Source organism: Microbispora sp. ZYX-F-249 (assembly GCF_039649665.1).
Classification (GTDB): Bacteria; Actinomycetota; Actinomycetes; order Streptosporangiales; family Streptosporangiaceae; genus Microbispora; species Microbispora maris.
Genome location: NZ_JBDJAW010000026.1, coordinates 98,539 through 121,022, shown reverse-complemented (window position 1 = coordinate 121,022; position 22,484 = coordinate 98,539). Strand labels below are relative to the sequence as shown.

Annotated in this window: 26 protein-coding genes; 12 read left to right on the top strand and 14 right to left on the bottom strand. The window is 69.1% G+C overall.

Translation table 11 applies throughout. The features are described from left to right. Window positions 1–167: 167 nt before the first annotated feature. Both AAH991_RS27455 and AAH991_RS27450 read right to left on the bottom strand, forming a co-directional pair. Window positions 168–527, bottom strand: coding sequence for an Arc family DNA-binding protein (locus AAH991_RS27455; protein WP_346228801.1), 360 nt, complete (start codon window positions 525–527; stop codon window positions 168–170). A 660-nt stretch (window positions 528–1,187) separates the two neighbouring features. Further along, entirely contained in the window at window positions 1,188–1,628 is a 441-nt protein-coding gene (locus AAH991_RS27450; protein WP_346228800.1) for a hypothetical protein, read from the bottom strand. Between the two features lie 797 nt (window positions 1,629–2,425). On the opposite strand from AAH991_RS27450, the gene AAH991_RS27445 reads away from it, so the two are divergent. The 5 genes from AAH991_RS27445 to AAH991_RS27425 all read left to right on the top strand — a co-directional run bounded on the left by AAH991_RS27445 (window position 2,426) and on the right by AAH991_RS27425 (window position 7,914). Continuing rightward, window positions 2,426–2,998 (top strand): DUF6461 domain-containing protein, encoded by a 573-nt coding sequence (locus tag AAH991_RS27445; protein ID WP_346228799.1) that lies wholly within the window; start codon window positions 2,426–2,428, stop codon window positions 2,996–2,998. A 173-nt stretch (window positions 2,999–3,171) separates the two neighbouring features. Further along, window positions 3,172–3,894, top strand: a complete 723-nt coding sequence (locus AAH991_RS27440) for a hypothetical protein (RefSeq protein WP_346228798.1) — start codon at window positions 3,172–3,174, stop codon at window positions 3,892–3,894. Between the two features lie 861 nt (window positions 3,895–4,755). Next, window positions 4,756–6,033, top strand: coding sequence for an ABC transporter substrate-binding protein (locus tag AAH991_RS27435; protein WP_346228797.1), 1,278 nt, complete (start codon window positions 4,756–4,758; stop codon window positions 6,031–6,033). A gap of 71 nt (window positions 6,034–6,104) precedes the next feature. Further along, window positions 6,105–7,061: a carbohydrate ABC transporter permease gene (locus AAH991_RS27430; protein WP_346228796.1), complete on the top strand. Its 957-nt coding sequence runs from the start codon at window positions 6,105–6,107 to the stop codon at window positions 7,059–7,061. Window positions 7,062–7,071: 10 nt separating this feature from the next. Continuing rightward, complete coding sequence (locus AAH991_RS27425) at window positions 7,072–7,914, top strand: carbohydrate ABC transporter permease (protein ID WP_346228795.1); 843 nt, start codon at window positions 7,072–7,074, stop codon at window positions 7,912–7,914. Window positions 7,915–7,989: 75 nt separating this feature from the next. Here AAH991_RS27425 and AAH991_RS27420 read toward each other — a convergent pair whose 3' ends face one another. Continuing rightward, window positions 7,990–8,421 carry a hypothetical protein gene (locus AAH991_RS27420; protein WP_346228794.1) on the bottom strand — a complete coding sequence of 144 codons (432 nt, stop codon included), beginning with the start codon at window positions 8,419–8,421 and terminating at the stop codon, window positions 7,990–7,992. Window positions 8,422–8,610: 189 nt separating this feature from the next. Here AAH991_RS27420 and AAH991_RS27415 point away from each other — a divergent pair, with 189 nt between their 5' ends. After that, the gene (locus AAH991_RS27415; RefSeq protein WP_346228793.1) at window positions 8,611–9,021 is read left to right on the top strand and encodes a hypothetical protein; all 411 of its coding nucleotides are present in this window, start codon (window positions 8,611–8,613) and stop codon (window positions 9,019–9,021) included. A 74-nt stretch (window positions 9,022–9,095) separates the two neighbouring features. Here AAH991_RS27415 and AAH991_RS27410 read toward each other — a convergent pair whose 3' ends face one another. Beyond that, the gene (locus AAH991_RS27410; RefSeq protein ID WP_346228792.1) at window positions 9,096–9,572 is read right to left on the bottom strand and encodes a GNAT family N-acetyltransferase; all 477 of its coding nucleotides are present in this window, start codon (window positions 9,570–9,572) and stop codon (window positions 9,096–9,098) included. 90 nt (window positions 9,573–9,662) lie between these two features. Further along, entirely contained in the window at window positions 9,663–10,220 is a 558-nt protein-coding gene (locus AAH991_RS27405) for a DinB family protein (protein WP_346228791.1), read from the bottom strand. A 95-nt stretch (window positions 10,221–10,315) separates the two neighbouring features. On the opposite strand from AAH991_RS27405, the gene AAH991_RS27400 reads away from it, so the two are divergent. After that, the gene (locus AAH991_RS27400; protein WP_346228790.1) at window positions 10,316–11,269 is read left to right on the top strand and encodes a helix-turn-helix transcriptional regulator; all 954 of its coding nucleotides are present in this window, start codon (window positions 10,316–10,318) and stop codon (window positions 11,267–11,269) included. A gap of 44 nt (window positions 11,270–11,313) precedes the next feature. On the opposite strand, the gene AAH991_RS27395 is transcribed toward AAH991_RS27400, so the two are convergent. Next, window positions 11,314–12,486, bottom strand: coding sequence for an RNA-binding protein (locus AAH991_RS27395; RefSeq protein ID WP_346228789.1), 1,173 nt, complete (start codon window positions 12,484–12,486; stop codon window positions 11,314–11,316). Between the two features lie 41 nt (window positions 12,487–12,527). Continuing rightward, window positions 12,528–14,798, bottom strand: coding sequence for an LLM class flavin-dependent oxidoreductase (locus AAH991_RS27390; RefSeq protein ID WP_346228788.1), 2,271 nt, complete (start codon window positions 14,796–14,798; stop codon window positions 12,528–12,530). Between the two features lie 90 nt (window positions 14,799–14,888). Here AAH991_RS27390 and AAH991_RS27385 point away from each other — a divergent pair, with 90 nt between their 5' ends. After that, on the top strand, window positions 14,889–15,401 hold the full coding sequence (locus AAH991_RS27385) for a MarR family winged helix-turn-helix transcriptional regulator (RefSeq protein ID WP_346228787.1): 513 nt from the start codon (window positions 14,889–14,891) through the stop codon (window positions 15,399–15,401). A 54-nt stretch (window positions 15,402–15,455) separates the two neighbouring features. Here AAH991_RS27385 and AAH991_RS27380 read toward each other — a convergent pair whose 3' ends face one another. Beyond that, window positions 15,456–15,908: a MarR family winged helix-turn-helix transcriptional regulator gene (locus AAH991_RS27380; protein ID WP_346228786.1), complete on the bottom strand. Its 453-nt coding sequence runs from the start codon at window positions 15,906–15,908 to the stop codon at window positions 15,456–15,458. Window positions 15,909–15,999: 91 nt separating this feature from the next. Here AAH991_RS27380 and AAH991_RS27375 point away from each other — a divergent pair, with 91 nt between their 5' ends. Continuing rightward, window positions 16,000–16,470 (top strand): SgcJ/EcaC family oxidoreductase, encoded by a 471-nt coding sequence (locus tag AAH991_RS27375; RefSeq protein ID WP_346228785.1) that lies wholly within the window; start codon window positions 16,000–16,002, stop codon window positions 16,468–16,470. A gap of 31 nt (window positions 16,471–16,501) precedes the next feature. Here the strand turns inward: AAH991_RS27375 and AAH991_RS27370 are convergent, their stop codons facing one another. Continuing rightward, on the bottom strand, window positions 16,502–16,948 hold the full coding sequence (locus AAH991_RS27370; protein ID WP_346228784.1) for an Lrp/AsnC family transcriptional regulator: 447 nt from the start codon (window positions 16,946–16,948) through the stop codon (window positions 16,502–16,504). A gap of 93 nt (window positions 16,949–17,041) precedes the next feature. Between AAH991_RS27370 and AAH991_RS27365 the strand changes: the two genes are divergently transcribed. After that, window positions 17,042–17,893 (top strand): LLM class flavin-dependent oxidoreductase, encoded by an 852-nt coding sequence (locus AAH991_RS27365; RefSeq protein ID WP_346228783.1) that lies wholly within the window; start codon window positions 17,042–17,044, stop codon window positions 17,891–17,893. Further along, on the top strand, window positions 17,890–18,315 hold the full coding sequence (locus AAH991_RS27360; RefSeq protein WP_346228782.1) for a nucleoside deaminase: 426 nt from the start codon (window positions 17,890–17,892) through the stop codon (window positions 18,313–18,315). Before AAH991_RS27365 ends, AAH991_RS27360 begins: the two co-directional genes overlap by 4 nt. Window positions 18,316–18,322: 7 nt before the next feature. On the opposite strand, the gene AAH991_RS27355 is transcribed toward AAH991_RS27360, so the two are convergent. The 4 genes from AAH991_RS27355 to AAH991_RS27340 all read right to left on the bottom strand — a co-directional run bounded on the left by AAH991_RS27355 (window position 18,323) and on the right by AAH991_RS27340 (window position 20,494). Then, the gene (locus AAH991_RS27355) at window positions 18,323–18,871 is read right to left on the bottom strand and encodes a dihydrofolate reductase family protein (RefSeq protein ID WP_346228781.1); all 549 of its coding nucleotides are present in this window, start codon (window positions 18,869–18,871) and stop codon (window positions 18,323–18,325) included. Window positions 18,872–18,977: 106 nt separating this feature from the next. Next, complete coding sequence (locus AAH991_RS27350) at window positions 18,978–19,517, bottom strand: NUDIX domain-containing protein (RefSeq protein ID WP_346228780.1); 540 nt, start codon at window positions 19,515–19,517, stop codon at window positions 18,978–18,980. A gap of 38 nt (window positions 19,518–19,555) precedes the next feature. Beyond that, entirely contained in the window at window positions 19,556–20,104 is a 549-nt protein-coding gene (locus AAH991_RS27345; protein ID WP_346228779.1) for a dihydrofolate reductase family protein, read from the bottom strand. Window positions 20,105–20,326: 222 nt separating this feature from the next. Continuing rightward, window positions 20,327–20,494 (bottom strand): hypothetical protein, encoded by a 168-nt coding sequence (locus AAH991_RS27340; RefSeq protein ID WP_346228778.1) that lies wholly within the window; start codon window positions 20,492–20,494, stop codon window positions 20,327–20,329. Here AAH991_RS27340 and AAH991_RS27335 point away from each other — a divergent pair. Then, window positions 20,484–21,878: a WD40 repeat domain-containing protein gene (locus tag AAH991_RS27335; protein WP_346228777.1), complete on the top strand. Its 1,395-nt coding sequence runs from the start codon at window positions 20,484–20,486 to the stop codon at window positions 21,876–21,878. The genes AAH991_RS27340 and AAH991_RS27335 overlap by 11 nt on opposite strands. Window positions 21,879–21,888: 10 nt before the next feature. Here the strand turns inward: AAH991_RS27335 and AAH991_RS27330 are convergent, their stop codons facing one another. Next, window positions 21,889–22,371: a hypothetical protein gene (locus tag AAH991_RS27330; RefSeq protein WP_346228776.1), complete on the bottom strand. Its 483-nt coding sequence runs from the start codon at window positions 22,369–22,371 to the stop codon at window positions 21,889–21,891. Window positions 22,372–22,484 lie beyond the last annotated feature (113 nt).

The following is a 22,484-nucleotide window of genomic DNA, read 5'->3' as shown; positions in this document are numbered from 1 at the left end:
CCAATTAAAAGCCCAGGCCAGGAGTAATTTCTCCTGTCTGGACTTTGATCGTTGGTCCGCCTTGGTGTTCTTTCGTGCCCGTTGCGTGCCTGATCCAGCCTTAAGTTGTCCTCGCGCGAAGCTGTCGAACTGCTTGGCCACCTTGTGCCGTCACTCGTCGCGCCTGCTCATCCCGCGCTGAGGAACTGCTCAAAGGCTTCCCGTGCCAGCGCGGATAGGCTCTTGCCTTCTTTCTCGGCGCGGGCCTTCGCGCGTTCACGCAACTCCTCAGGAACTCTGAAGGAGACCCTTGGGGAATGTGTGCTCTCGCCTGTGAGCGATGGGCGCCCGGGGCGCCCGGTAGGCGTGGGTACGCGGCCCTCGTCGATTGCACGATGAACGTCGCTGATCGCGTCCCGTACGTACTCGTCCGTGATCAGGTTGCCCTTGGCGTCGCGGATCTCTTCGGAGTCACTGTCGATATCGGAGTCGTAGTCCAGGGCCAGTTCGATGTCTGCGGGTGGCCAGGCTGCCTCGTGCTCAGTCATGGCGTCCTTCTCCGTAGCGCGGTCGGCATCACGTGGATGATCACTAGAGCTTTGTCGGTGAGGATGCCGATCACCTCCAGCTCCACGCCCCGATCGTCGGGCCCGATCCAGACCCATCGATCCTCCAACGTCGGGTCGGTGGCCGACACGATTGCCGGCGGCCCAGATCGGACGACATACAAGGCATGCGCCTGTCCGATGCGGTGCTTCCGCGCCGACCGGTAGAAGCGCAACGTTCTCGTGCCCATATTATGTCGGACACAACCCCTGTAGGTAGGGGGTTCTCGTCTGCAGCGCGCCAACCTGCGAAAACGACGCTGGCGTCCTGGGTGCCGACGGCTACGAGGAGTCTGGGGCGGACCGGGGGTGCGGCCCGTGACCGCTGGCAGGTCGCGGGCGTGATCGTCGGGCCATTAGCGTGCCATCAAGGGCGGTCAACAGGGGGTACTCACGGTCACACGGGGGCGGCTCTTCGCCCAGGTCGGGGCCGTTTCCCTTGGTGATCGGACCGTTTTGCAAGTAGGAAGTCAGGGGTTCGAATCCCCTAGGCTCCACCCCACGTCAAAGGCCACCTCCCATGATCAGGAAGTGGCCTTTTCGATCTCGTACAGCAGTGAAATACAGCAACCGGTACGACTGAACCGGCCCGCCCTTGTCGAGCTACGTCCCCGGCTCCCGCAGTTGAGAATCAACGAAGGCTTCGGCTTCCGACTGGCTCATGTTCTCGTGACTCCGCACGAGGAACACAGCTTCCTTCAGGCGGCCAGAAGAGACAAGCTTGCGAACCCGTGTACTCAGGTCGCCTTCCCAGGGCATCGGGAAGTCTGGTAGCACTTGACCGGCTTGCAGGGCCTTCGCTACGTCCTCCGCTTCCCTTCGGGACACCTGGCTTTCCTTGCGGATCAGCTTGACGGCATCCGCATACTTGCCCGCCTCCAGGAGGTCGTGTGCCCGGACCTGTACTCCAATAGGCGTGATGAGCCCCAGGTCGACATGAACCTGCACCACCTCACGCCTGGATCTCCACGCGCGGATTCCCCACCCGAGGACCACAAGAAATAGGAGAAACAGAATCAGCTGTAACGGTCCCAGGTCGAACACGCGCTGATCATAGTGGGGGCGGCGCCCAAAGGCAGGTCTGAGATGCGGAAGGCCACTCGTCAGGAGTGGCCTTCCATCGTGTAAGTGACATCTATGAAGCGAGATGCTTGCCCAGGCGATGATGGGTGAGCTCGGGGGCGTCCAGGAGCCGGACGGCAGCGGCGAGAGCCGCTTCCCGGATGGGGATCCGGACCATGGAGAAGTGAGGACACGCCCTGGAAGAGGGCGGGGCGGATGGCTCGGACCTCGGTGAATGCCGGGTAGTCCTCCAGGGAGAAACCCAGGCGCAGGAGTGTCGTTCTGCTTCCTTGCCGACCTCGCGGGCCACGGATCCCAGCCAGTCCAGGAGTGCTTGACGCAGTGGATATCGCCGGCCCTCGCCGCCGTATGGAACCGCGGTGTCGGTGCGTGGATCGCTGAGAATCGCGGCGACGTACAGGGCCGCCGGGGCTGTCGCCGTGTACAGGGAGTTTTGATGGTGCACCGGGTCGTTGAGGTGATCGAGAGCTTTGCCCTGGGCGTCTGGGGTAACGCCGCTCCTCTGATCATGGGGAGCGGCGTTCGTGCCATTGACATGCCATTAGCTCTCAGCACTGCTCTCCTTCTTGCCGTGGGCCGCCTTCCGGTCGGCCTCCACCCGAGCGCTCGGCGCATCGGCGAATCTTGAGGTCGGCGAGGTTCGCGCCCGACCACGGCGGCGAGCATGCCGGGGGCAGCCCAGTGGCTCTAACCTTCCTGGAGGTCGTTCGACTAATTTGTCCAGCGCCACCAGGAGCGACGAGCAGGGGAAAGGGACAATGGTCGAGCTGAGTCGCGCCGACTTCGATTGGCTGGACGAGGATGACGTTCTCGGGCAAGCGTGGAGCCTGACCTTTGTCCGAGGTGTCGATGAGGCCGAGGCGCTGCGCCGGCTGGGTGCGGAGCAGGCTGATATCCGTCTCTTCACGAACGAGGATTGCCCCTTGCCCGAGGCGGTCCGGGCCTGGCGGTCAGGCGACTGGACCGTGATCATCGAGGTGGCCGACTGCAGCCTGGTCGACTCGGAGGTCACCGATGCTCTATCCGCGGAGACCGAGACAATTACGATCTTTGAGAACGTCAACGGGTGGAGCAGGTTCGAGCACGTGATCGACGGGCGGGTGACGACCTCGTTCGACCCTGTCAGCGCATACCTTCGAGAGGGGGACGAACCCGATCGCTTCGTCGAGGAGATGCGCGCAGCCGGGTTCGATCCCGACACCGTGCCCGATGGAGATTTCGATCTTCCGGACGACGACGGATCGTTATTCGTACTGACCGCTCTGCTCACTGGTGTCGTTCTCACTCGGCAGGTCTTCGATGGACCACTCCCGGGTGCCCTTGTGAAATAAAACTGTCTGCTGTGCAGCAGTAGTACAGCAACCGGGCCTCTGACTTCTCGTAGTGACGGGCACCACCGGGCATCTCGCCGAGTTCGTCAGCCAGGAGAGCAGTGCTGAGAGCTAATGGCTCCCAACCGGCCCGTTGTCGCTGAGATCGGGCTAAGGCCGTGTGATGGTGGATCATGAGCGGCGTGAACGCGAACGGCGGAGAACTGGGCGTCGACCTTCTCCATTTGGCGGTCGCGCCCGCGTCCAGCAGGCCAGGCAGCGAATCATTCCAGCTGCAGGTCTACGTCAACGGAGCGGAGATGACCTCCGCCGGGGCGGGGCTGGGGATGGATCCGTACGACGTCCTGGTCCCGGCCGATCGACTGCTGGCCGATTCCCGGCCGCACACTGTCGCGATCGCTCGTTGCGGCGCATGTGGCGTCTACGACTGCGGGGGTACGGACGTCACCATCACCCGTGAAGGGGACCGGGTGCGCTGGGAATGGTCGAGAGAGGTGCCCGCGGACCGAGGCGCCTGCTTCTCGGCCACTCAGTACGAGCTGGAGGTCGCGCGGGTCGCCGCGGATCATTCGTGGGAGACCCCGATGCGCACCGCGGGGCGGCTGGTCCTGACGAGCGTTGACCATGACCGACTGCTGACTTACGGCCTCAGCGCCAAGAGAGCCGTCCCCCGAGATCCTGATCTGTTCGAGGTCTGGCTTGAGATCGAGGATGACTACCAGATCTTCGTCGCCACTCCCTGGCGCGGCCGCAGCCCGACCGAACTGGCGCGCGAGGTCTGCGAGATCCTGGCGCGTCCTCCGCATGAGTGGCCCGCCACTTGGCATTCGGTCAAGGGCTGGGTGACTACGCCGCCGAACATTGCGGGGCCGTCCTGGGATTGCGAGCAGCTCTGACGTCGCGGCTACCAACCCCCGAAGGATCGGCGACTCGATCCCCGAAGCTATCGACAGGTTCGCGGAGCGGTATGAGCCCGTGAGGCCCGGCCGGATGCCTTCGGAAAGTCTCGGGAGGAGTACGGGGGCGAGGCTTCTACTCGTAGGTCTATCCGGCAAGACCCGGAACATACTCGGAATGAAGACGGGCCGCGTCGGCCCCTGCCTGGGCAGGTCGGATCGTATGATCGTCGTGCCATCAGCGGGCCACTAAGGGCGGTCAACGGGGAGTACTCGCTCGTCCGTCGTGCGTGCTCATCCCGGTCTGAGGAATTGTTCAAAGGCTTCCCGCGCCAGGGCCGACACTCTCTTCCCTTCTTGCTCGGCGCGGGCCCTCGCGCTCGTGCTCAGTCACGGCGTCCTTCTCCGCACCGCGGTTGGCATCACGTGGATGATCACTAGAGCTTTGCCGGTGAGGACGCAGCAGGTGCTGCGCGTGGGCGCGGTGCGGGCGAGGGGTGCGGTGCGCTCCAGGGGTGCGGTCTGTTCCCGAAACATAAAACCGCCGGGCCGATTGTTTCAGACAGATCACCTCAAGAATATTGACGCTCAGGTCGACATAGGCCTAATGTCCTGGAGCAATGATCGGAATGACATCCCGAAAGTTTCATCCTCAAGAGTGATGTCAAGAACGCTCTGCAGGTGAAACACCAGGCCGGCATGGCGGTGCCGGACCTGGCCGGCGCTCGCGGGCCGCCGCCGGGGGTAGCACGGCACCGTCGCCGCCCCGCACACCTAGGAGGTGCCCGGCGAGTGCGGCGCGTTCTCCCGGTGCCGTCCGCACACAATCTCCCTGACCACAGCAAGCGAAAAGAGGTCGCCGTGAAGCTCCGCAACGTCCCAGCGGTCGTGCTCGCCGCTACCGCGGCCCTCAGCATGGCAGCGTGCTCAGGCTCGTCGCCCGAGACTTCCTCCGGCGGATCCGACGGCAAGTCGTTCGAGTTCTGGTCGTTCACCGGGATCAACGCGAAGGGGTCCGCCGAGGAGTACAAGAAGATAAAGCCGGACGTGCAGATCAAGCTGACCGAGGTGGGGAACGCGCAGGAGACGGCGCAGGCGCTCACCACCGCGCTCGCCGGCGGCAAAGTGCCCGACCTGGTGCTGATCCAGGGCGACGACTTGCCCAAGTTCGTCCAGCAACCGCAGAACTTCGTCGACCTGCGCACGATGGGCGCCGACAAGATCAAGGGCGACTACCTCGACTGGGTGATCAGCCAGTCCACGACCAAGGACGGCGCGATCATCGGCATCCCGACCGACGTCGGCGGCATGGCCATCGCCTACCGGACCGACCTGTTCAAGAAGGCCGGGCTGCCGACGGACCGCGAGGAGGTGAGCAAGCTCTGGCCCACCTGGGACGCCTTCATCGAGACCGGCAAGAAGTACACGGCGGCCACCGGCAAGGCGTTCATCGACAACGCCGGCGGGAGCATCTACTCGCAGGTTGTCAACCAGGGGCAGGAGAAGTACTACGACCCGGCGGGCAATCTGGTGTACGAACAGAGCCCCCAGGTCAAGACCGCCTTCGACCAGGCGCTCAAGGCCGTGGCCGCCGGGATCACCGCCAAGCAGAGCACGTTCACCGAAGGCTGGAGCGCCGCGATGAAGAGGGGGGACTTCGCCGCCATCGCCGCACCGGTCTGGTTGCTCGGCTCCATTCGCGACAACGCCCCCGACACCAAGGGCAAGTGGGACATCGCCACTATCCCGGGCGGCTCGGGCAACTGGGGTGGCAGCTTCCTCGCCATCCCCAAGGGCGCCAAGAACCCGAAGGCCGCCTGGGACTACATCGCCGCCACGCAGTCGCCGCAGGGCCAGCTTGATCACTTCTCTCAGGCCAGGTCACTGCCCTCGACCCCGTCGGTCTACCAGGACCCGAAGCTCACCTCCGCGAAGGACGAGTTCTTCTCCGGTGCGCCGATCGGCACGATCTACACCAACTCGCTGCTCGGCCTCAAGCCCTTCCTCATCGGGCCGGACAGCACCACGATCGGCACGGAGTTCACGAACGCCATCACCAACGTCGAGCAGGGCAAGGGTGATCCCGCGAAGGCGTGGGACGCGGCGGTGACCAACATCAAGACCGCGATCGGCGGCTAGGAACTTTCACGTGCGCCGCCGGCACGGGCCGTCCCCACGGCCCGCGCCGGCGGCGGGGAAGCGAGCAGACCGTGACGACGAGTATCAGCCCCACCAAGGCGGGCCTGCCCCCGGCCCCGCCGGTGAAGGCGGCGCGGCGCGGTTTCACCGAGATCCTTGCCCCCTACGCCTACATCACCCCGTTCTTCGTGCTCTTCGCGGTGTTCGGCCTCATCCCGCTGCTGTTCACCTTCTACGTGGCGCTGTTCGACTGGAACCCGATCGGCGAGCACGTGTTCATCGGCCTGGACAACTTCGGCCGGCTGCTCGGGGACGTGCGGTTCTGGAACGCGGCGCGCAACACCGTGAGCATCTGGCTGCTGTCCACCGTGCCGCAGTTGCTGATCGCGCTCGTGCTCGCGCACATGCTCAACCACGTACGGCTGCGCCTGGCCGTGTTCTTCCGCATGACGATGCTCGTGCCGTACATCACCTCGGTGGCCGCCACCGCCATCGTGTTCGCCCAGATGTTCGACCGCGACTACGGGTTGCTGAACTGGCTGCTCAGCCTGGTGGGCATCGAGCACATCGACTTCGTCCAGTCGGTGACGGGCAGCCATGTGCTGATCGCCGTCATGGTGACCTGGCGGTGGTTCGGCTACACGACCCTGCTCTACCTGGCTTCCCTGCAGGCCGTTCCCCGAGCGATCTACGAGGCGGCCGCCGTCGACGGAGCCGGAGGCGTGCGGCAGTTCCTGCACATCTCCCTCCCGGCGTTACGCCCGGTCATCGTGTTCACGATCGTGACCTCGACGATCGGCGGGCTGCAGATCTTCACCGAGCCCCTGCTCATCAACCGCGGCGCGGCCAATACCTGCGGGCCGATCCGCCAGTGCCAGACGCTCACGCTCTTCCTGTTCGAGCAGGGGTTCACCCAGTTCAAGTTCGGCTACGCCGCGGCGATCGGCGTGGCGCTTTTCGTGATGGTCGTCGCGCTCGCCGGCCTCAACTACTTCCTGTCCACCCGGATCCGCCCGGTCAAGGGCTGAGGGGGCGATCATGCGTACGACGAGGCCACGCTCCGGTGATCGGGTCCGATGGTGGGTCTACGCGCTGCTGGCGCTCGCCGCCTTCGCCTGCCTGTTCCCCCTGTACTGGATGTTCATCGTCGCCACCACCGACACCGCGACGGCGATCAAGCTGCCGCCCGAGATCGTGCCGGGCGGCAACTTCTTCCACCTCGCCGGCCTGGTGTTCTCGACCGTGCCGTTCGTCCGGTCGATCGTCAACAGCCTGGTCGTGGCCGGGTCGATCGGCGTGGGCCAGGCGGTGCTGTGCGCGCTGGCGGGCTTCGCGTTCGCCAAGATGCGCTTCCGCGGCCGCAACGCGCTGTTCCTGTTCGTCGTCCTGACGATGACCGTGCCGACCCAGCTCGCCATCGTCCCCCAGTACATGATCATCTCGTCGCTGGGCTGGGTGGACACGCTTCAGGCGCTGATCGTTCCCGGTCTGGCCAACGCCTTCGGCATCTTCTGGATGCGCCAGCACATATCGTCCGCCATCAGCGACGAGATCCTCCAGGCGGCCCGCATCGACGGAGCGTCGACCTGGCAGACCTTCTGGCACATCGCGTTCCCGCTGGTACGTCCCGCCGCCTTCGTGCTCGGCCTGCTGGGCTTCGTCACCGCCTGGAACGACTTCCTGTGGCCGTTCGTGGTGCTGAAGTCGCCGGAGATGTACACCGTCCAGATCGCGATCAAAGCGCTGCAGAACAGCTTCAACATCGACCTCGGGCTCGCCATGTCCGGCTCCTTCCTCGCCACCCTCCCGCTGCTCGTGCTGTTCGTCTTCGTCGGGCGGCGCATGGTGGCCGGAATCATGAACGGCGCCTTCAAGGGGTGAGGCCGCCGCCGCTCACCCGCTGGAGAGCGGCAGGGCCGGCCGCCTCGCCGGGCGAGGCGGCCGGCCTGTTCGGGGTCAGGCCGGGAGCTGCTTCTCGTTCCAGGTGTAGTAGATGTAGGTGCTGTCGGGCCCGGTCATCGTGCCGTAGACCTGCCAGAAGCTGTTGGGGTCGAGGGAGTAGCGGAAGACCTTGTCCCCGGGCCGGTCGTCCACGAACACGCTTTGTGTCCCGTTGTTCCAGCTCCGCACCTCGATGGTGAATGTCGAGGTGTCCGGGATGTCGAGACACACCTCGTACGTGTACGCCAGCGGACCGCCGATGTTGTAGCTGTGACCGTCCACCGCCGGCCGCTGGACGTTGGTGGGGACATAGCTGTTCACAACCCGGGTGTATCCGCCCGTGGAGCAGTCGACTGCGGAGGCGGCCGCGGACGCGGGACCGACCCCGGTGAGCGTGGCGCCGAGGACGCCGGTGGCGACGGCGAGAACGGAGATGGTGCGCTTCATGCCTCTCCTCATCAATGCAGTTGCCCCTCCAACCAAGTAGTTGAAGGCTGAACTGATTCTGGCTTGATTGCCGCATTTCGACAAGACCGGACAAAAAGAACAACCGATTTGAGTCAAGGTAGTTGCCTTTGTCCCGATCGTCCGGCGTCCTTGTGGATTATCCGTGCAGCGCGTGCCGCCGAAGAAGTCGTGCACACCGGCGATGATCAGTGCCGGGACATCGAGTGCGCCGAGTTCGTCCCGCACGTCGAACGGCACGGGCTCCTCGCCGTGCATCGGGTCGATCCACGCGTTCAGGGCGGCGCGCATCGGCTCCGGGTCCTGCTGCTGGGTCCAGTAGTCGGCGAAGTATGCCGGGAGGATCTCCCGCAGGGAGGTGGTGTACGCCTCGTCGTCCTGGGCGGCCAGCGCTCGCTGGAACGCGTCCGGGATCTCGCCGGCCGCGACATGGCCGGATGGATCGCCCCCGAGGACGCCGGGCTGGCGGCTCTGTCCACGCTCGTGGGCGCCCTCCTGCTCGCGCGGGTGACGGCGGGCTCCCCTCTGTCCGAAGAGATCCTGCGAGCAGCGCGGAAGGCGGCGGCCCGACTGACCGATTGAACGCCCGCCGTCGTCAGCGCGAAGGCTCACGCGGTGACCGGCTCGCCGTCCGCCCCCTTGGCGTCAACCCGCTGCTAAGACACTCCTCGGGCCAGGTCCAGCACTCCGACTCTCTGGCCACCGCTTTCCTCGCCCGTGAGCCGGAACCCGAGCCTGCGGTAGAAACCTTCGGGCCCGTCTTCCGCCGGCTCCCACGTGACGTACATGCGGGTGGCGCCGCGGCGCTCGATTTCGGCGGCCACGGCCCTGACGGCGAACCGGCCGACGCCCCGCCCCTGAGCCTCGGGTGTCACGTTGAGGCGCCACAAGCCCGACCGGAAGTCGACGCCCCTGCCGTCCCAATCGATGTCGATGAAGGCCATCAGGAACCCGACCGGACGATCGCCGTCGAGGACGAGGCGGGGCCAGGCCACCTGCGGCTGTACGTAGGCCTCGGCCAGGGACTTCGCCACCGGCGAGACGAAGCGCTCCTGGTCGGGGCGGACTCTGACGGCCATGGCCGTCTCGACGTTGGCGGGGGTGATCGGCGCCAGCCGTAGCGACTCAGTCATGAAGAAGCACCATAGGGCCGTGATCGCCGTGCCGGGAATGGTCGCGGGCAGGCTCCCGGGGAAAGGGCCTGCCCGTTTCGGGATCGCGTGTCAGCCCATGCTCTTGGCGCCGTCCAGGGACTCGCGGATGATGTCGGCGTGGCCGGCGTGCTGGGCGGTCTCGGAGACGATCTGCATCAGCACCCGGCGGGCCGACCATCGCGCGCCGGCCTCGAACCACGGGGCCTTCGGCAGCGGCTGGGTCGCGTCCAGGTCGGGCAGGGTGGCCACCAGCTCGTCCGTACGGCGGGCCACCTCGGCGTAGTCGGCCAGCAGACCGGCGAGTGTCTCATCGGGCAGCATCCGGAACTGGTCGGCCCACCAGGCGCGGTCGGCCTCGCTCATGGCCGAGGCGTCGCCCATCGCCGAGGGGCCGTCCAGGATGAAGGCCGCCCAGCTCCGCTCGACCAGGGTGACGTGCTTGATCAGCCCGCCCAGGCAGAGCTCACTGGCGGTGGTCCGCTGCGCGGCCTGCTCGTCGGTCAGGTCCCGGGTCGTGAAGCGCAGGAAGTGCCGGGCCTGGGCCAATGCCGCCAGCAGGTCCGCGCGCTCACCGGTGATGGCCGGTGCGTCGGTGAGGCCGGGGGTGCTCAGCTCGTTGACGGTCACAGTCGTCCGCCTTTCGTTGGTCCGCTTCGGTCGAGAACCACGCTAGGAGCGATAACGGTCACTTTTTGACCTGAATCGACGAGACAATCGCGTCCATGGCGAACACCAGCACGCGGACGCTGCGGCTGCTCTCCCTGCTGCAGACCCACCGCTACTGGCAGGGCGGCGAACTGGCCGAACGGCTCGGAGTCTCCGTACGCACCCTGCGCCGGGACATCGAGCGGCTGCGTGAGCTGGGCTATCCGGTCCAGGCGCAGCGCGGTGTCGACGGCGGTTACCAGCTCGCCGCGGGCGCCGCGCTGCCGCCGCTGGTGATCGACGACGAGGAGGCGGTCGCGCTGGCCGTGGGACTGCAGACCGCCGTCCAGGGGGCGGTGGAGGGCATCGCCGAGTCCTCGGTGCGGGTGCTGGCCAAGGTGGTGCAGGTGATGCCCACCCGGCTGCGGCACCGGGTCGAGGCGCTGCGCACGATGACCGTGCCCGCCGGGTGGGACGGCCAGGCCGCGACGAGCGTCGATCCGGACGTGCTCACCACGGTCGCGCTGGCGTGCCGGGACCATGAACGGCTTCGCTTCACCTACACCCCCGCGGACGGCCGGCGGACCGACCGGCACGTCGAGCCGCACCGGCTGGTCCGTCTCGGCCGCCGCTGGTACCTGGTCGCCTACGACCTCACCCGGCACGACTGGCGGAATTTCCGGGTCGACCGGCTGGTCGAGCCGGAGGGGACCGGCTCCCGGTTTCGTCCCCGGGCCCTGCCCGCCGCCGACGCCGCCGAGTTCGTCCGCGCCGCCATGGACAACCTGCCCCGTCCGTACCGGGTGGAGGCGCTCGTCGAGGCTCCGGCGGTCACGGTGCGCCGGCGGGTCGGGCACTGGTGCACGGTCGAGGAGGTCGACGCCGGACGCTGCCGCATCCGGATGGTCACCCACTCCCTGCACTGGCCGGCCATGGCATTGGGCATGGCCGGCGTGGAGTTCCGCGTCCTCGCCCCGCCCGAACTGCGCGACGAGCTCCGTGAGTGGGCGGCCCGCTTCCACCGGGCCTGACACGGCCCGCTTCCACCGGGCCTGACACCCCGCCGGGAGGCGCTCTACCAGTCGCGTACGGAGTCCACGCCGGCCGCGAGCATGTCCGCCGCCGATTCGAGCCGCACGCCGAGAGCCTCTTCGGCGTCGCTCACCATGACGTCGAGGGCGGCGAAGAGTTCCTCGCGTTCCACCGTCTCGATGAACCCCGTCCGGCGGTCGAGCAGGTTGAAGCCCTCGCCGTACTCGCGGCCGATCTCGTGCAGCCGGGCCGGCCGGTCCTCCTGAGAGCCGTCGGAAAGCGCCGCGATCAGTGCCGCCCGCGTCTTCCTGTACTGCGCCACGGCCTTCTTGAAGCAGGTACCGCTGATCTGCTCGCGACCGTCCCAGTCGCGCAACGGGTTGCCGCGGTTGTCCGCGACCCATTCGGGTTTGCGGGCGGCGGTGATGTCGACGTAGGTGCCGTACGCGACCTGGGGGCGCCATCTCGACCGCATCGCCACGGCGTACTCGTGCGGGATGCTGTGCAGGCACACGAACTCCAGCGCGGGAACGCGTTCGGGCAGCAGCGCATCGGACGCGCTCATGCCGAAGAGATCGGTGATCCACAGCTCTCGAAGCGATGCCAGCCGGTTGAGACCCGACGCGTGGACGAGCAGGCCGAGGTCGCCGGACAGGCAGAGCGTCCTCAGCTCGGGAAAGCGCTCGGCGAGCCGGTCGCAATCGAGCGACTCGACCTCGGTGACGCGCAGGCGACGAATGTCCCGGCGCGGTTCACCGGGGTCGCTCGTCATCCGGCCGAAATCGGCGCCTGTGGTGATCATCTCGCGCGGATCCGGACAGGGGCCCCGCTCGCCCCTGTCCCAGCGCCTCTGCCGCGCGAGCTGGTCGCCGAGCCGCCAGCCTGTGGAGTAGCTCTGTGAGGGTGTGGCGCACAGCAGCGGCAACGAGCCGATGACCTTGTAGCTGCGCGGAAGGACCCACTCGTAATTGCAGTGGGACAGGCTGTCGGCCCAGTTGGCATGCGTCAGCACCAGGGGCGACACCTCGCCGAGGTCCGCCACCGAGGCGGGCTCCGGCCCCGACCAGTCCAGCTCGAGCACCCCCGCCGTCCGCCAGTCCGGGTTGAGGTCGGTGATCTGCGCGGCCGTCCACGCGCCGAGAGACTCGGAGAACGTCGCCACGACGTCCCCCGGTGCGATCGGCCGCGGGGGCGAGGTCGGTCTCCGGGCAGCCATGTCCGGAAGGGTAGTCGGCGAATGGATCACTCGCACGATGCTCAGTCGCCGGCGGGCTCGACGGGGAAGTTGGCGCGGAACACGTTGTCCGGGTCGTAGGCGCGTTTGACCTGCCGGAGCCGGGCGAGGTTGGTTTCACCGAACGCGTCGACGAGCCGCTCGGGCCGGGTGTCGGTGTCGAAGGACAGGTAGAGGCCGTCGGTGAACGGCGCCACCTCGGCGTCCCACGCGGAATTCAGGGCCGGCTGCGCGGCGCCCATGGCGGTGAGCAGGAAGTTCTGGTGCCGGTGCGGATAGGCGGTCGCGTCGGGAGCCAAATCGTGCGCGGCGCCGCCGGTGGCGCGTATCTGCAGGAAGTAGGACAGCCCGGAGCGTGCGATCCTCTCGAAGGCGCGGCTCACGTCGCCGTCCAGGTGCGTGACCAGGCCGGAGCGTACGGCCGGGTCGCCGCCGCCGGTGTGGTGCCTGTCGGCCGGCTGCACCACGCCCGAATAGGGCAGCACGTATCCCTGGTGCCCCAGCAGCGGGCCGGCCTCGGCGAGCCGCTCCAGCTCGTGCACCGCGGCGGTGGTGTCCGCGCCGGCGTAGACGGTCATGAGCTGGGCGACCGCGTCCTGGCCGCGACGCGGCGGGGACAGGATCAGGAAGCTGGTCAGCTCGCGCGGCGCCTTCTCCACGGCCGCACCCCAGCGCTCGAGCAGCCCGGCCGTGTCGCGGGCGTCCAGGGTCATCTGGGAGAAGACGACGTCGCCGAGCTCCATCGCCTCGATCTCGACCCAGGTCACCACCCCGAGATTGCCCCCGGCGCCGCGCAGGCCCCAGAACAGGTCGGGGTTCTCCTCGCGTGAGGCGTGCAGCACCCGCCCGTCGGCGGTCACGACCTGCGCGGCGACGACGTGGTCGATGGTCAGGCCGAACCTGCGCCCGAGCAGGCCGATCCCGCCCGTGGTCGCGAGGCCGCCCACGCCCACGCCGCCGTAGTCGCCCGAGCTGATCGCCCATCCGCGCGGCGTCAGGGCCTCGGCGACCGCGCCCCAGGTCGCGCCCGCGCCCAGCCGCACCCGGCGCGTGGCCGGGTCGACGACCTCGACGGCGCCGAGCGCGCCGACGTCCAGCACGATGCCGCCGTCGTTCGTGGACCGGCCGCTGATCCCGTGCCCGCCGGAGCGAACGCCGAGCGGCACGTCCTGGGAGCGGGCGTACGCGAGCCCCTCGACGACCTGGTCGACGGTCCGGGGGCGCAGCACCAGGCCGGGGGACCCGGCGCGCAGGTAGTTGTGCCGCACGGACTCGTACGAGCGGTCGCCGGGCTCGACGGCGCCGGCCGCGAGGCTCACCGGGACCTTGTCGTAGTCGATCCCGTCGCGGCGCAGTGCGAGCGCGGCCGCTCCGCGGCGGGCGGCCGCGGGGACGGTGCCGGTGGCCGCCCGCTCACGCGCCACCGCGTCCCGGACGGCGGGGGCGATCTCCTCGCCGTACACCTGGATGAGCCGGGGGTCGTCGGTGCCCAGGATGAACGTGCCGATGCCGTCCTCCAGCGCCAGCGCGGTCAGCTCCTCCACCCACTGCCCGACCGGCCCCCGCAGGAAGCCCTCCCGGGTGCCGGCGACCGCGCCGCCGATGTTCAGCAGGCGGCGCACCTGAGCGGGGTCGCGCCCGGCCTCCTCGGCGGCCTCGTCGATGACCTCGTTGCCGCGCCGCAGGTCGCCGTCCTTCAGGTAGGCGAGCGAGGGCAGCCAGCCGTCCGCCGCGCTCGCCACCAGGCGCAGCATGCGCGGCTTGTAGGCGCCGAGCCAGATCGGGATGTCGTGCGCGGGGGCCGGGCCGCGCTTGGCCCCGGCGACGCGGTGGTGTGCCCCGTCGACGCGCAGGACGCGGCGCTCGCCTATGTCCCAGATGCCGCGGATGATCTCGATGGCCTCCTCCAGCGCGGTCACGGACTCGGCCGGGGTCAGGCGCGTGCCGCCCATCGACGCGATCGCGTCCCAGAAGCCACCCGCGCCGATGCCGAGCGCGAACCGGCCGCCGGAGAGCAGGTCGAGCGACGCCGCCGCCCGGGCCAGCACCGCCGGCGGGCGCAGCGGCAGGTTCAGCACGTTGCCCGACACGGTGATCCGCTCGGTCCGCGCGGCCACCCAGGACAGCAGCGTCCAGGTGTCCAGGAACCCCGGCTGGTACGGATGGTCCTGGAACGTCACGAGATCCAGCCCGGCGGCCTCGGATACCTGGGCGAGCCGGACCGGCCCCTGGGGGTCCTGGTTCTGGGGTGTGAGGAACGTGCCGAAGGCCAGATCGTGGCCGTAGTCCGTCATGCCGGGCCTCTCCGAAAGTAATCTGTCGTACAGACTATATGCGGCACAACTTATCGGAGGATCAGCGTATTCCGGGTTAGGGTGGGAGCTGTGACCGCGCGCGAACAGACCGACACCCCGACGCCGTCCACGCAGGGATCCGTGTTCGGGTGGTCCCTCACCGTGCTGCTGAGGGAGTGGAGCACGCGTGTCGAGGACATCTCGCGCGACCTGCCGCACGGGGTGCGCGGCTACCAGGTGCTCTCCGCGGTCGTCCACGAGGCCCCGCCCACGCAGGCCGCGCTCGCCGCCCGCCTCGGCATCGACCGCACGGTCATGACGTATCTGCTCGACAAGTTCGAGGGGTGTGGTCTCGTGCAGCGCAGGCAGGACCCGGCCGACCGCCGCGCGCGGCGCATCGTGCCGACCGAGCACGGCCGGGGCGTCCTCGCCGAACTCGACGCGCGTGTCGCACGGGCCGAGGACGAGCTGCTCGCCGGGCTTCCGCCCGAGGATCGGCGGGTTCTCCTGGCGCTGCTGGAGCACGCCGCCACCGGGGCGGCCCCCGGCGAGGACCGCTGCGCCGCCGTCGCGAGGTCGGCCGCACTGACACGGGAGCCGTGACAGGGGAGCCGTGACACGGGAGCCGTGACGCCGGGCCGTGCGCGCCGGTGGCGGCTAGTCGGTCCGCTTGTCCTGGAGTTCCATGGTGGCCTCCAGGTACGCGTCGGCGGCGCGGGCGAAGTAGTCGAACAGGACGGCCTGGTGCTCGGGCGAGTAGCCCTGCACGATGGCGCCGATCCTCCGGCGGGCCGGGGCCAGGGCCTCGTCGAGGCCGCTGGGGTGGGCGACGAGCTCGACGATGACCTTGCGCCGGTCGCCCGGGTCGGACGCGCGGCGCACGTAGCCCGCCTGCTCGAGACGGTCGATCAGCCGGGTCGTGGGCCCGGTGGTCAGGCCGGTGCGCCGGCCGAGCTCGCCGGGGGTCATCGCGCCGCCCAGGCCCAGGACGTTCAGCGCGTACAGGTCGGTCGCGCCCAGGCCGACGGCCTTGGCGCCGGCGTGACCGTGCAGCATCACGGCGCTGAGGTAGCGCCGGTACACGACTCCCGCGTCGTCGCGTGTTGACACGTGCCCACCCTCTCTCTAATCTCTTCCTCTAGGAAGATAAATCTTCAAAGCAGTAAATGCTCAGAAGAAGCTATCATGAGAGGGAAGGGTCATGAACGCCTTCGAGACCACGCCGGAAACCGCCACCCGCCCCGGCGACACGGCCGCCGTCACCGCCGTCCTGGACCGTCTCACCGCCGCCTGGAACGCCGGCGACGGCGCCGCCTACGGTGCCGAGTTCACCGCCGACGCCACCTACATCACCTACGTCGGCACCCTGTACGTCGGCGCCGCCGAGATCGGCGCCGCGCACCAGGCCCTGTTCGACAGCTTCCTCAGGGGCACCCGGCTCGCCAGTGAGATCGTCGGCATCCGTTTCGCCGGCCCCGGCACCGCTCTGGTCGTCACCCGCGGCGACGTCCACAAGGGCAGGCCCGGCAAGCTCGGCAAGATCCAGACCTACACCGTGGTCCGCCAGGCGACCGGCGAGTGGAAGGTCGCCGCCTTCCAGAACACCAAGCACAAGGCCCTCATGGAGGCCATCTCCTTCAGGGCGCAGCCCGCCACCAGGCCCGCCGCCTGACGCCACGGGGCGTCGCGGGGCGTCGCGGGCGTCACGGGGCGTGCGGTCCGCGGTACGGCAGGGTCTCGCTGTAGACGATGTTGGTCGTGGTGCTGCCGAACTGCGCCAGATCGTCCACCACCTTCTCCAGGTGGGCCATGGAGGTCGCGGCGACCTTGAGCGTGTAGCAGTCGTCGCCGGTGGTGCGCAGGCACTCCAGGATCTCCGTGCGCTCGCCCAGCAACCGGTGCAGCGGCTCGTGCCGGCTGCCCGGATACTTGAGCCGCACCACGGCGAGCACGGGGTATCCGGCCTTCCCCAGGTCGACGACCGCACGGTAGCCGCGGATGACGCCGGCCGCCTCCATCCGCCGTACCCGCTCGGTCGTCGCGGAGGCGCTGAGGCTCACCCGCCGGGCCAACTCGGTGAGCGGTACGCGGCCGTCACGCTGCAACTCGGCCAGGATGGACCAGTCCGTCACATCAAGACTCTCGGCCATCGGCCGAATATACCGTGGAATCCACGGCCAGAGGGCCTCCAACCAGGGAGTTCTCTCTTCCGTACGGCCTGATCGCCTGAATAGGCTGGACCGGTGAAACTAGGCGTCAACGTCCCGAACTTCGGACCGGGCACCCGGCCGGACGTGTTGCGCGGCTGGGCGGAGACGGTGGAGGGGCTCGGGTTCGACCTGCTCATGGTCTCCGACCACGTCGTGGTGACCCCCGACGTGGCCGAGCAGTATCCCGCGCCGTTCTACGAGCCCTTCACCACGCTGTCCTGGCTCGCCGCGATCACCACCAGGATCAGGCTCGGCACCACCGTGCTGATCCTGCCCTACCGGCACCCACTGCTGACCGCCCGGATGGCGGCCAACCTCCAGCAGCTCAGCGGGGGGCGGCTGGTCCTCGGTGTGGGGGTGGGCTGGGCGCGGCAGGAGTTCGAGGCGCTCGGCGTGCCGTACGAACGGCGGGGGGCGCTGACCGACGAGCACCTGCGGGCGATCCGCCTGGCCTGGCGGGACGAGGCGGACTACCGCGCCGGGCACGTCCCGATCTGGGTCGGCGGCGGCAGCGACGCCGCCCTCCGCAGGGCGGTGCTCCTCGGCGACGCCTGGCACCCGCTGCGGTTCACCCTCCCGTGGCTGGACGAGCGGCTGGACCGGCTGTCCGCCGTCGCGGAGAGCCTGGGTCGCCCCGCTCCCGTGTTCGCCCCGCGCATCCTGCTGCGGCTCACCGGCACCCCGGTGACCGGCGAGGGGCGCCGGGCCGGCGAGGGCAGCCTCGACCAGATCATGGGCGACCTGGAACGGCTACGCCTCCTGGGCGCCGAGACCGTCCTGCTCGACCCCTTCCACGGGGATCCCGAGGAGACGAACCATCCCGAGACGGCGTGGCACATGCTCGAGGCAGTGGCCGCCGCGTACACCGAAGCGGAGCAGTCATGACACCCGACGACGAGAAGTTCCTCCGCAGGGCGATCGAGCTGGCCGCGCAGGCCCGGGCGGGTGGCAACCCGCCGTTCGGCTCGCTGCTGGTCGGCCCGGACGGCGACGTGCTCGCCGAGGAGCGCAACACGACGCTCACGGAGTCGGACATCAGCGCCCACCCCGAGCTGAAGCTCGCGCGCTGGGCCGCCCGTGAGCTCGACCCCGCCGCCGCGGCCGCGACCACCATGTACACGAGCTGCCAGCCGTGCGGCATGTGCGCGGGCGCGATCGAGCGTTCCGGGCTCGGCCGAGTCGTCTTCGCCCTCTCGGGCGAGCAGCTCGCCACGCTGAAGCCGCCGGCCGGCCCGCCGTCCGTGCGGCAGGAGGGGCCGGCGCTCTTCGACGAGGCGCGCCTGCCCGTCGAGGGCTACTACGCCTGACCGGCCGTCAGCCGGCGTCCGGGACGTACCTGAGGTTGAGCACGCCGGTCTTGAAGGTCTCGGACTTGACCAGCTTCAGCTTGTGCGTCGGGGTCTCCTCGAACAGCCGCTGCCCCTGGCCGACGACGATCGGGTGGACGAGCAGGTTCAGCTCGTCGAGCAGCCCGTTGGCGAGCAGCCACCGCACGGTGGTCGCGCTGCCCGACATCTGGAGGTCGCCGCCCTCGATCCGCTCCTTGAGCTCGCGCACCCTGGCCGCGACGTCGCCGTTGACGACGGTGGTGTTGTTCCAGTCCGCCTTCTCCAGGCTGTTGGACAGCACGTACTTGGGGGCGCTGTTGAAGGCCGCGGCGATCTCCGGGTCCTGGTCCGTCGTCGTCCAGTACGCCGACCACTCCTCGTACAGCGTGCGGCCCATCATCATTCCGGCCGAGTTCTGCATGCCCGCCTGGACCACGGCGCCCATCTCGTCGTTCCAGTACGGGAAGTGCCACTGCTCGGGCGACTCGACGACGCCGTCCAGGGAGATGAAGAAGTTCGCGACGATCCTGGCCATGTTGCTCTGCTCCTTTTTCCATGTGCCGGTGGCTGCGAAACAGGAGATTAGGCGACGCCGCTCGCTCCGGTCTTGTACAGAAACGACACGGCCGTGCCGTACGGCCTCATGAGCGGCGCAGCCGCCAGAGCATGTAGGCGGCGACGGAGGACGAGTCGCTGACGGCGCCGTCGAGGATCATCCGCTCGAACTCGGTGCGGTGCACCCAGCGCTGGCGCATGTCCTGCTCGGTGTGCTCGCGGCGGGGCTCGCCCCTGGTGAGGCCGGTCGCCACGTAGACGTGCAGCCCCTGGTCGGTCATCCCGTGGGCGCTGTCCATGCGCCCGAGATAGCGCAGCCGGTCGGCCCGGAGCCCGGTCTCCTCCACCAGCTCGCGGCGGGCCTCGTCCTCCCGCGTGTCCGCCTCGGCCCCGCCCTGGGGGAAGCTCCACGAACGGCGGCCGATCGGGTACCGGTACTCCTCCACCAGGTGGAAGCCGTCGTTCTCCTCCGGCACGATCAGCACGAAGTCGGGCCTCACCACGTATCCGTACAGGCCGGGAGAGCCGTCGGGGTGCTCGATCGCGTCCTCTCGTACGGTCATCCACGCGTTGCGGTAGACGACGCGAGAGGAGACCTGCCGGATCACGGGCTGCGCTTCGGTCACGTGGCCGGATACTACCGACGCCCGGACGGCCGCGGCGGTCACTTCTCCGTGGGCCGGTAGGCGAGGGAGAGCACGCCCGTCGGGAAGGCCTCCGAGGAGGCGAGCTTCATCGGGATCTCCAGGCCCTCCTCGAACAGCCGCTGGCCCTTGCCGACCACGATCGGGTGGACCAGCAGCCGGAGCTCGTCGAGCAGGCCGTGCCGCATCAGCGAGCGGACGAGGTTGGTGCTGCCGCTGATGCCGATGGTCCCGCCGGGCTGCCGCTTGAGCTTGGTGATCTCCTCCGTCAGGTCGCCGCTGACGAGGGTGGAGTTCTGCCATTCGACCGTGCCGAGGGTCGAGGAGACGACGTACTTCCGGATGTCGTTGATGAAGCCGGCGAAGGGGTCGTCCGCGTCGGTCTTGCCCGGCCAGTAGGCCGCCCAGGCCTCGTACGTGACCCGGCCCATCATCATCGCGTCGGACTCCGTCATCAGCGCGCCGACGGCCGCGCCCATCTCCTCGCTGAAGTAGGGGAAGTGCCACTGGTCGGGCGACTCGACGACCCCGTCGAGGGACATGAAGAAGCTGGCGACGAGCTTGCGCATCTGGATCTCCTCTGTCTCGCGCTTGCGTGACTCCAGACTCGCATCCGACGATCGGAACTGTCAAGACAAATTAAGTTTTCGGTGCGACGCCGGTGCCCGCATGGTGCGCGCGGAGAGGAGCGCCAGGAGGGGTATGCCCCTGCGTATACCCCGCCTGGCGATCCGGCGGCGCCCCTCCGGCGACGGGCGCGGGTCGCGGCCCCGCGCCCACCGTCCTCCCGGTCAGGTCCAGTTGCGCAGCCGGATCGAGAGCATGCAGTTGTCGGACGTGGCCTCGAGCCGGTAGTAGTGGCCGACGTTGAGGCCGTAGACCTTGAACGTCGTGCTGCTGCTCGCGAGATACTTGGTGCCTCCCGCGGCCCAGCTCCAGTTGTTGCTGGTGTCGGCCACGGGCGGAACCGAGCACCCTCTCGTCTGGGACGTCGCCTCCGGGGCGAAGGTCGCGGCGCTCGACGCCGTGAACGTGCACAGGCTGGGCTTCGACCCCGCCGGCGAATTCCTCGCCACGGGGTCGTCGCACTACGGCGTGCGGTTCTGGCGGATCGCGGACGGCCAGGTGACTCGGCTGCCGGGGCTGCCGAAGAGGTCGCCGTACACCTGGGACATGTCCGCTCCGGCCGGCGGCCGGATCGCCGTCGCCGACGAGGACGGCCTGATCACGATCTGGGACGTGGCGCGACGGCAGCCTGTCGAGACCTACCAGGACAGAAGCCGCACGGAGACGCTGTCCCTCGCCCTGAGCGCCGACGGCTCGATGCTCGCCTCGGGCGGGCTCGGCCGGACCATCGTGGTCCGCGAGCGTGCCGTTCCCCCGTTCAGCGGACACAACCAGGCCGTGAACGACATCGAGATCAGCCCGGACGGCCGGGTCGTGGCGTCGGCGAGCAGCGACAGGACCGTCCGGCTGTGGGACGTGCGGGGGAACCCGGTCGCCACGATCGGCGACCACCCCGACCATGTGCGGGCCGTCGCCTTCAGCCCGGACGGGCGCAGGCTCGCGACCGTCACCCGCAGTCACACGCTCACCCTCTGGGACGCCGGCAGCGGACACCGGCTCGGCACGGCCGCGTATCAGGGGCTCGGCGCGTCCACCGACGTCGGCTTCGACCCGCGCGGGCGCTTCGTCGTCGCCACCGCGCTCGGCCGGTTCCGCTGGGACGTCAGCGATCCGGGAAAGCCGGTCGAGGCGCCGCTTCCGGGCGGATACCTCGTCTCGGCGCTGGCGTTCAGCCCCCGCGAGCCGCTGCTCGCCACGACCGGCCCCGCCGGCGACCTCATCGTCTGGGACCTGGCCAGGGACAGGGAGGTACGCGCCCTCAGGACCGGGCAGGGCTCGGTGCTCGACGTCGCCTTCGGCCCGGACGGCACGTCCATCGCCACGGCGGGCGCCGACCGCACCGTCAGGCTCTGGGACACGCGGACCGGCGCGGGCCGCGGCACGCTGACCGGCCACACGGCCCCGATCCAGGTCCTCGCCTTCAGCCGCGACGGCCGTTCGCTCGCGTCCGCGGGGGACGACCGCACGATCGTCGTCTGGGACCTCCAGGCGATGCGGCCGTCGGCCACGCTGACCGGCCACACGGCTCCGATCAGGGGCCTGGCCTTCACCACCGACGGGGACCTGATCTCCGGTGGCGAGGACGGCAGGATCATCCGGTGGGGGCTGCGGCCCGAAGCGCTCGTGGGGCGGCTCTGCGCGGAGATCGGCCGGGGCCTCACCCGCGCGGAGTGGACCGCCCACTTCCCCACCGTGGACTACCGGCGCACCTGCTGAGACCGAGGGGTCAGACGAACGTGAGCGCCATGGTGTCGGTGTGTCCCGACCAGCTCAAGGTCAGGCGCCAGCACCCGGCCGTGGGCAGGCTGACCGACGAGGGCCCGGCGCCTCCCGTGATCTCACGGGTCACCGAGGTCGTCGTCCCGTCGAGGCGCGCCTCGATCGTCAGCGGCCGCATCGGCTCCTGCGGCAGCCGCGAGACCCACAAAATCTTGTTGCTCTCGTCGGGATCGGCGGACGCCTTCGGCGGATACTCGAACAGCACGGCGAGTATGTCGCCACGCTCGCCGAACACGTGCGGAATCCCCGACCCGTCGTCGCTGAAGCCCGCCCGCGCCCAGGCCGGCAGCGCCTCGCGGCTGACGGCGGACGCGCACGAGCCGGACGGCCGCCCGGCATCCCGGGCCCCGGGCTCCGCCTGACCACCCGCCGAGCATCCGGCGGCCGCGACGAGTGCGCTCAGGGCGCACAGGCCCCGTCTGATCACCACACCGACCTCCTCGTGGAGGGAGCCCGCGGCCCGTCCCGGCGTGCGCGCGGGACGGCGGCGGGAGCCCCCATCGGAACGCTGCGGCGGCTCCCGGCCCGCGAACGTCGTCCGTA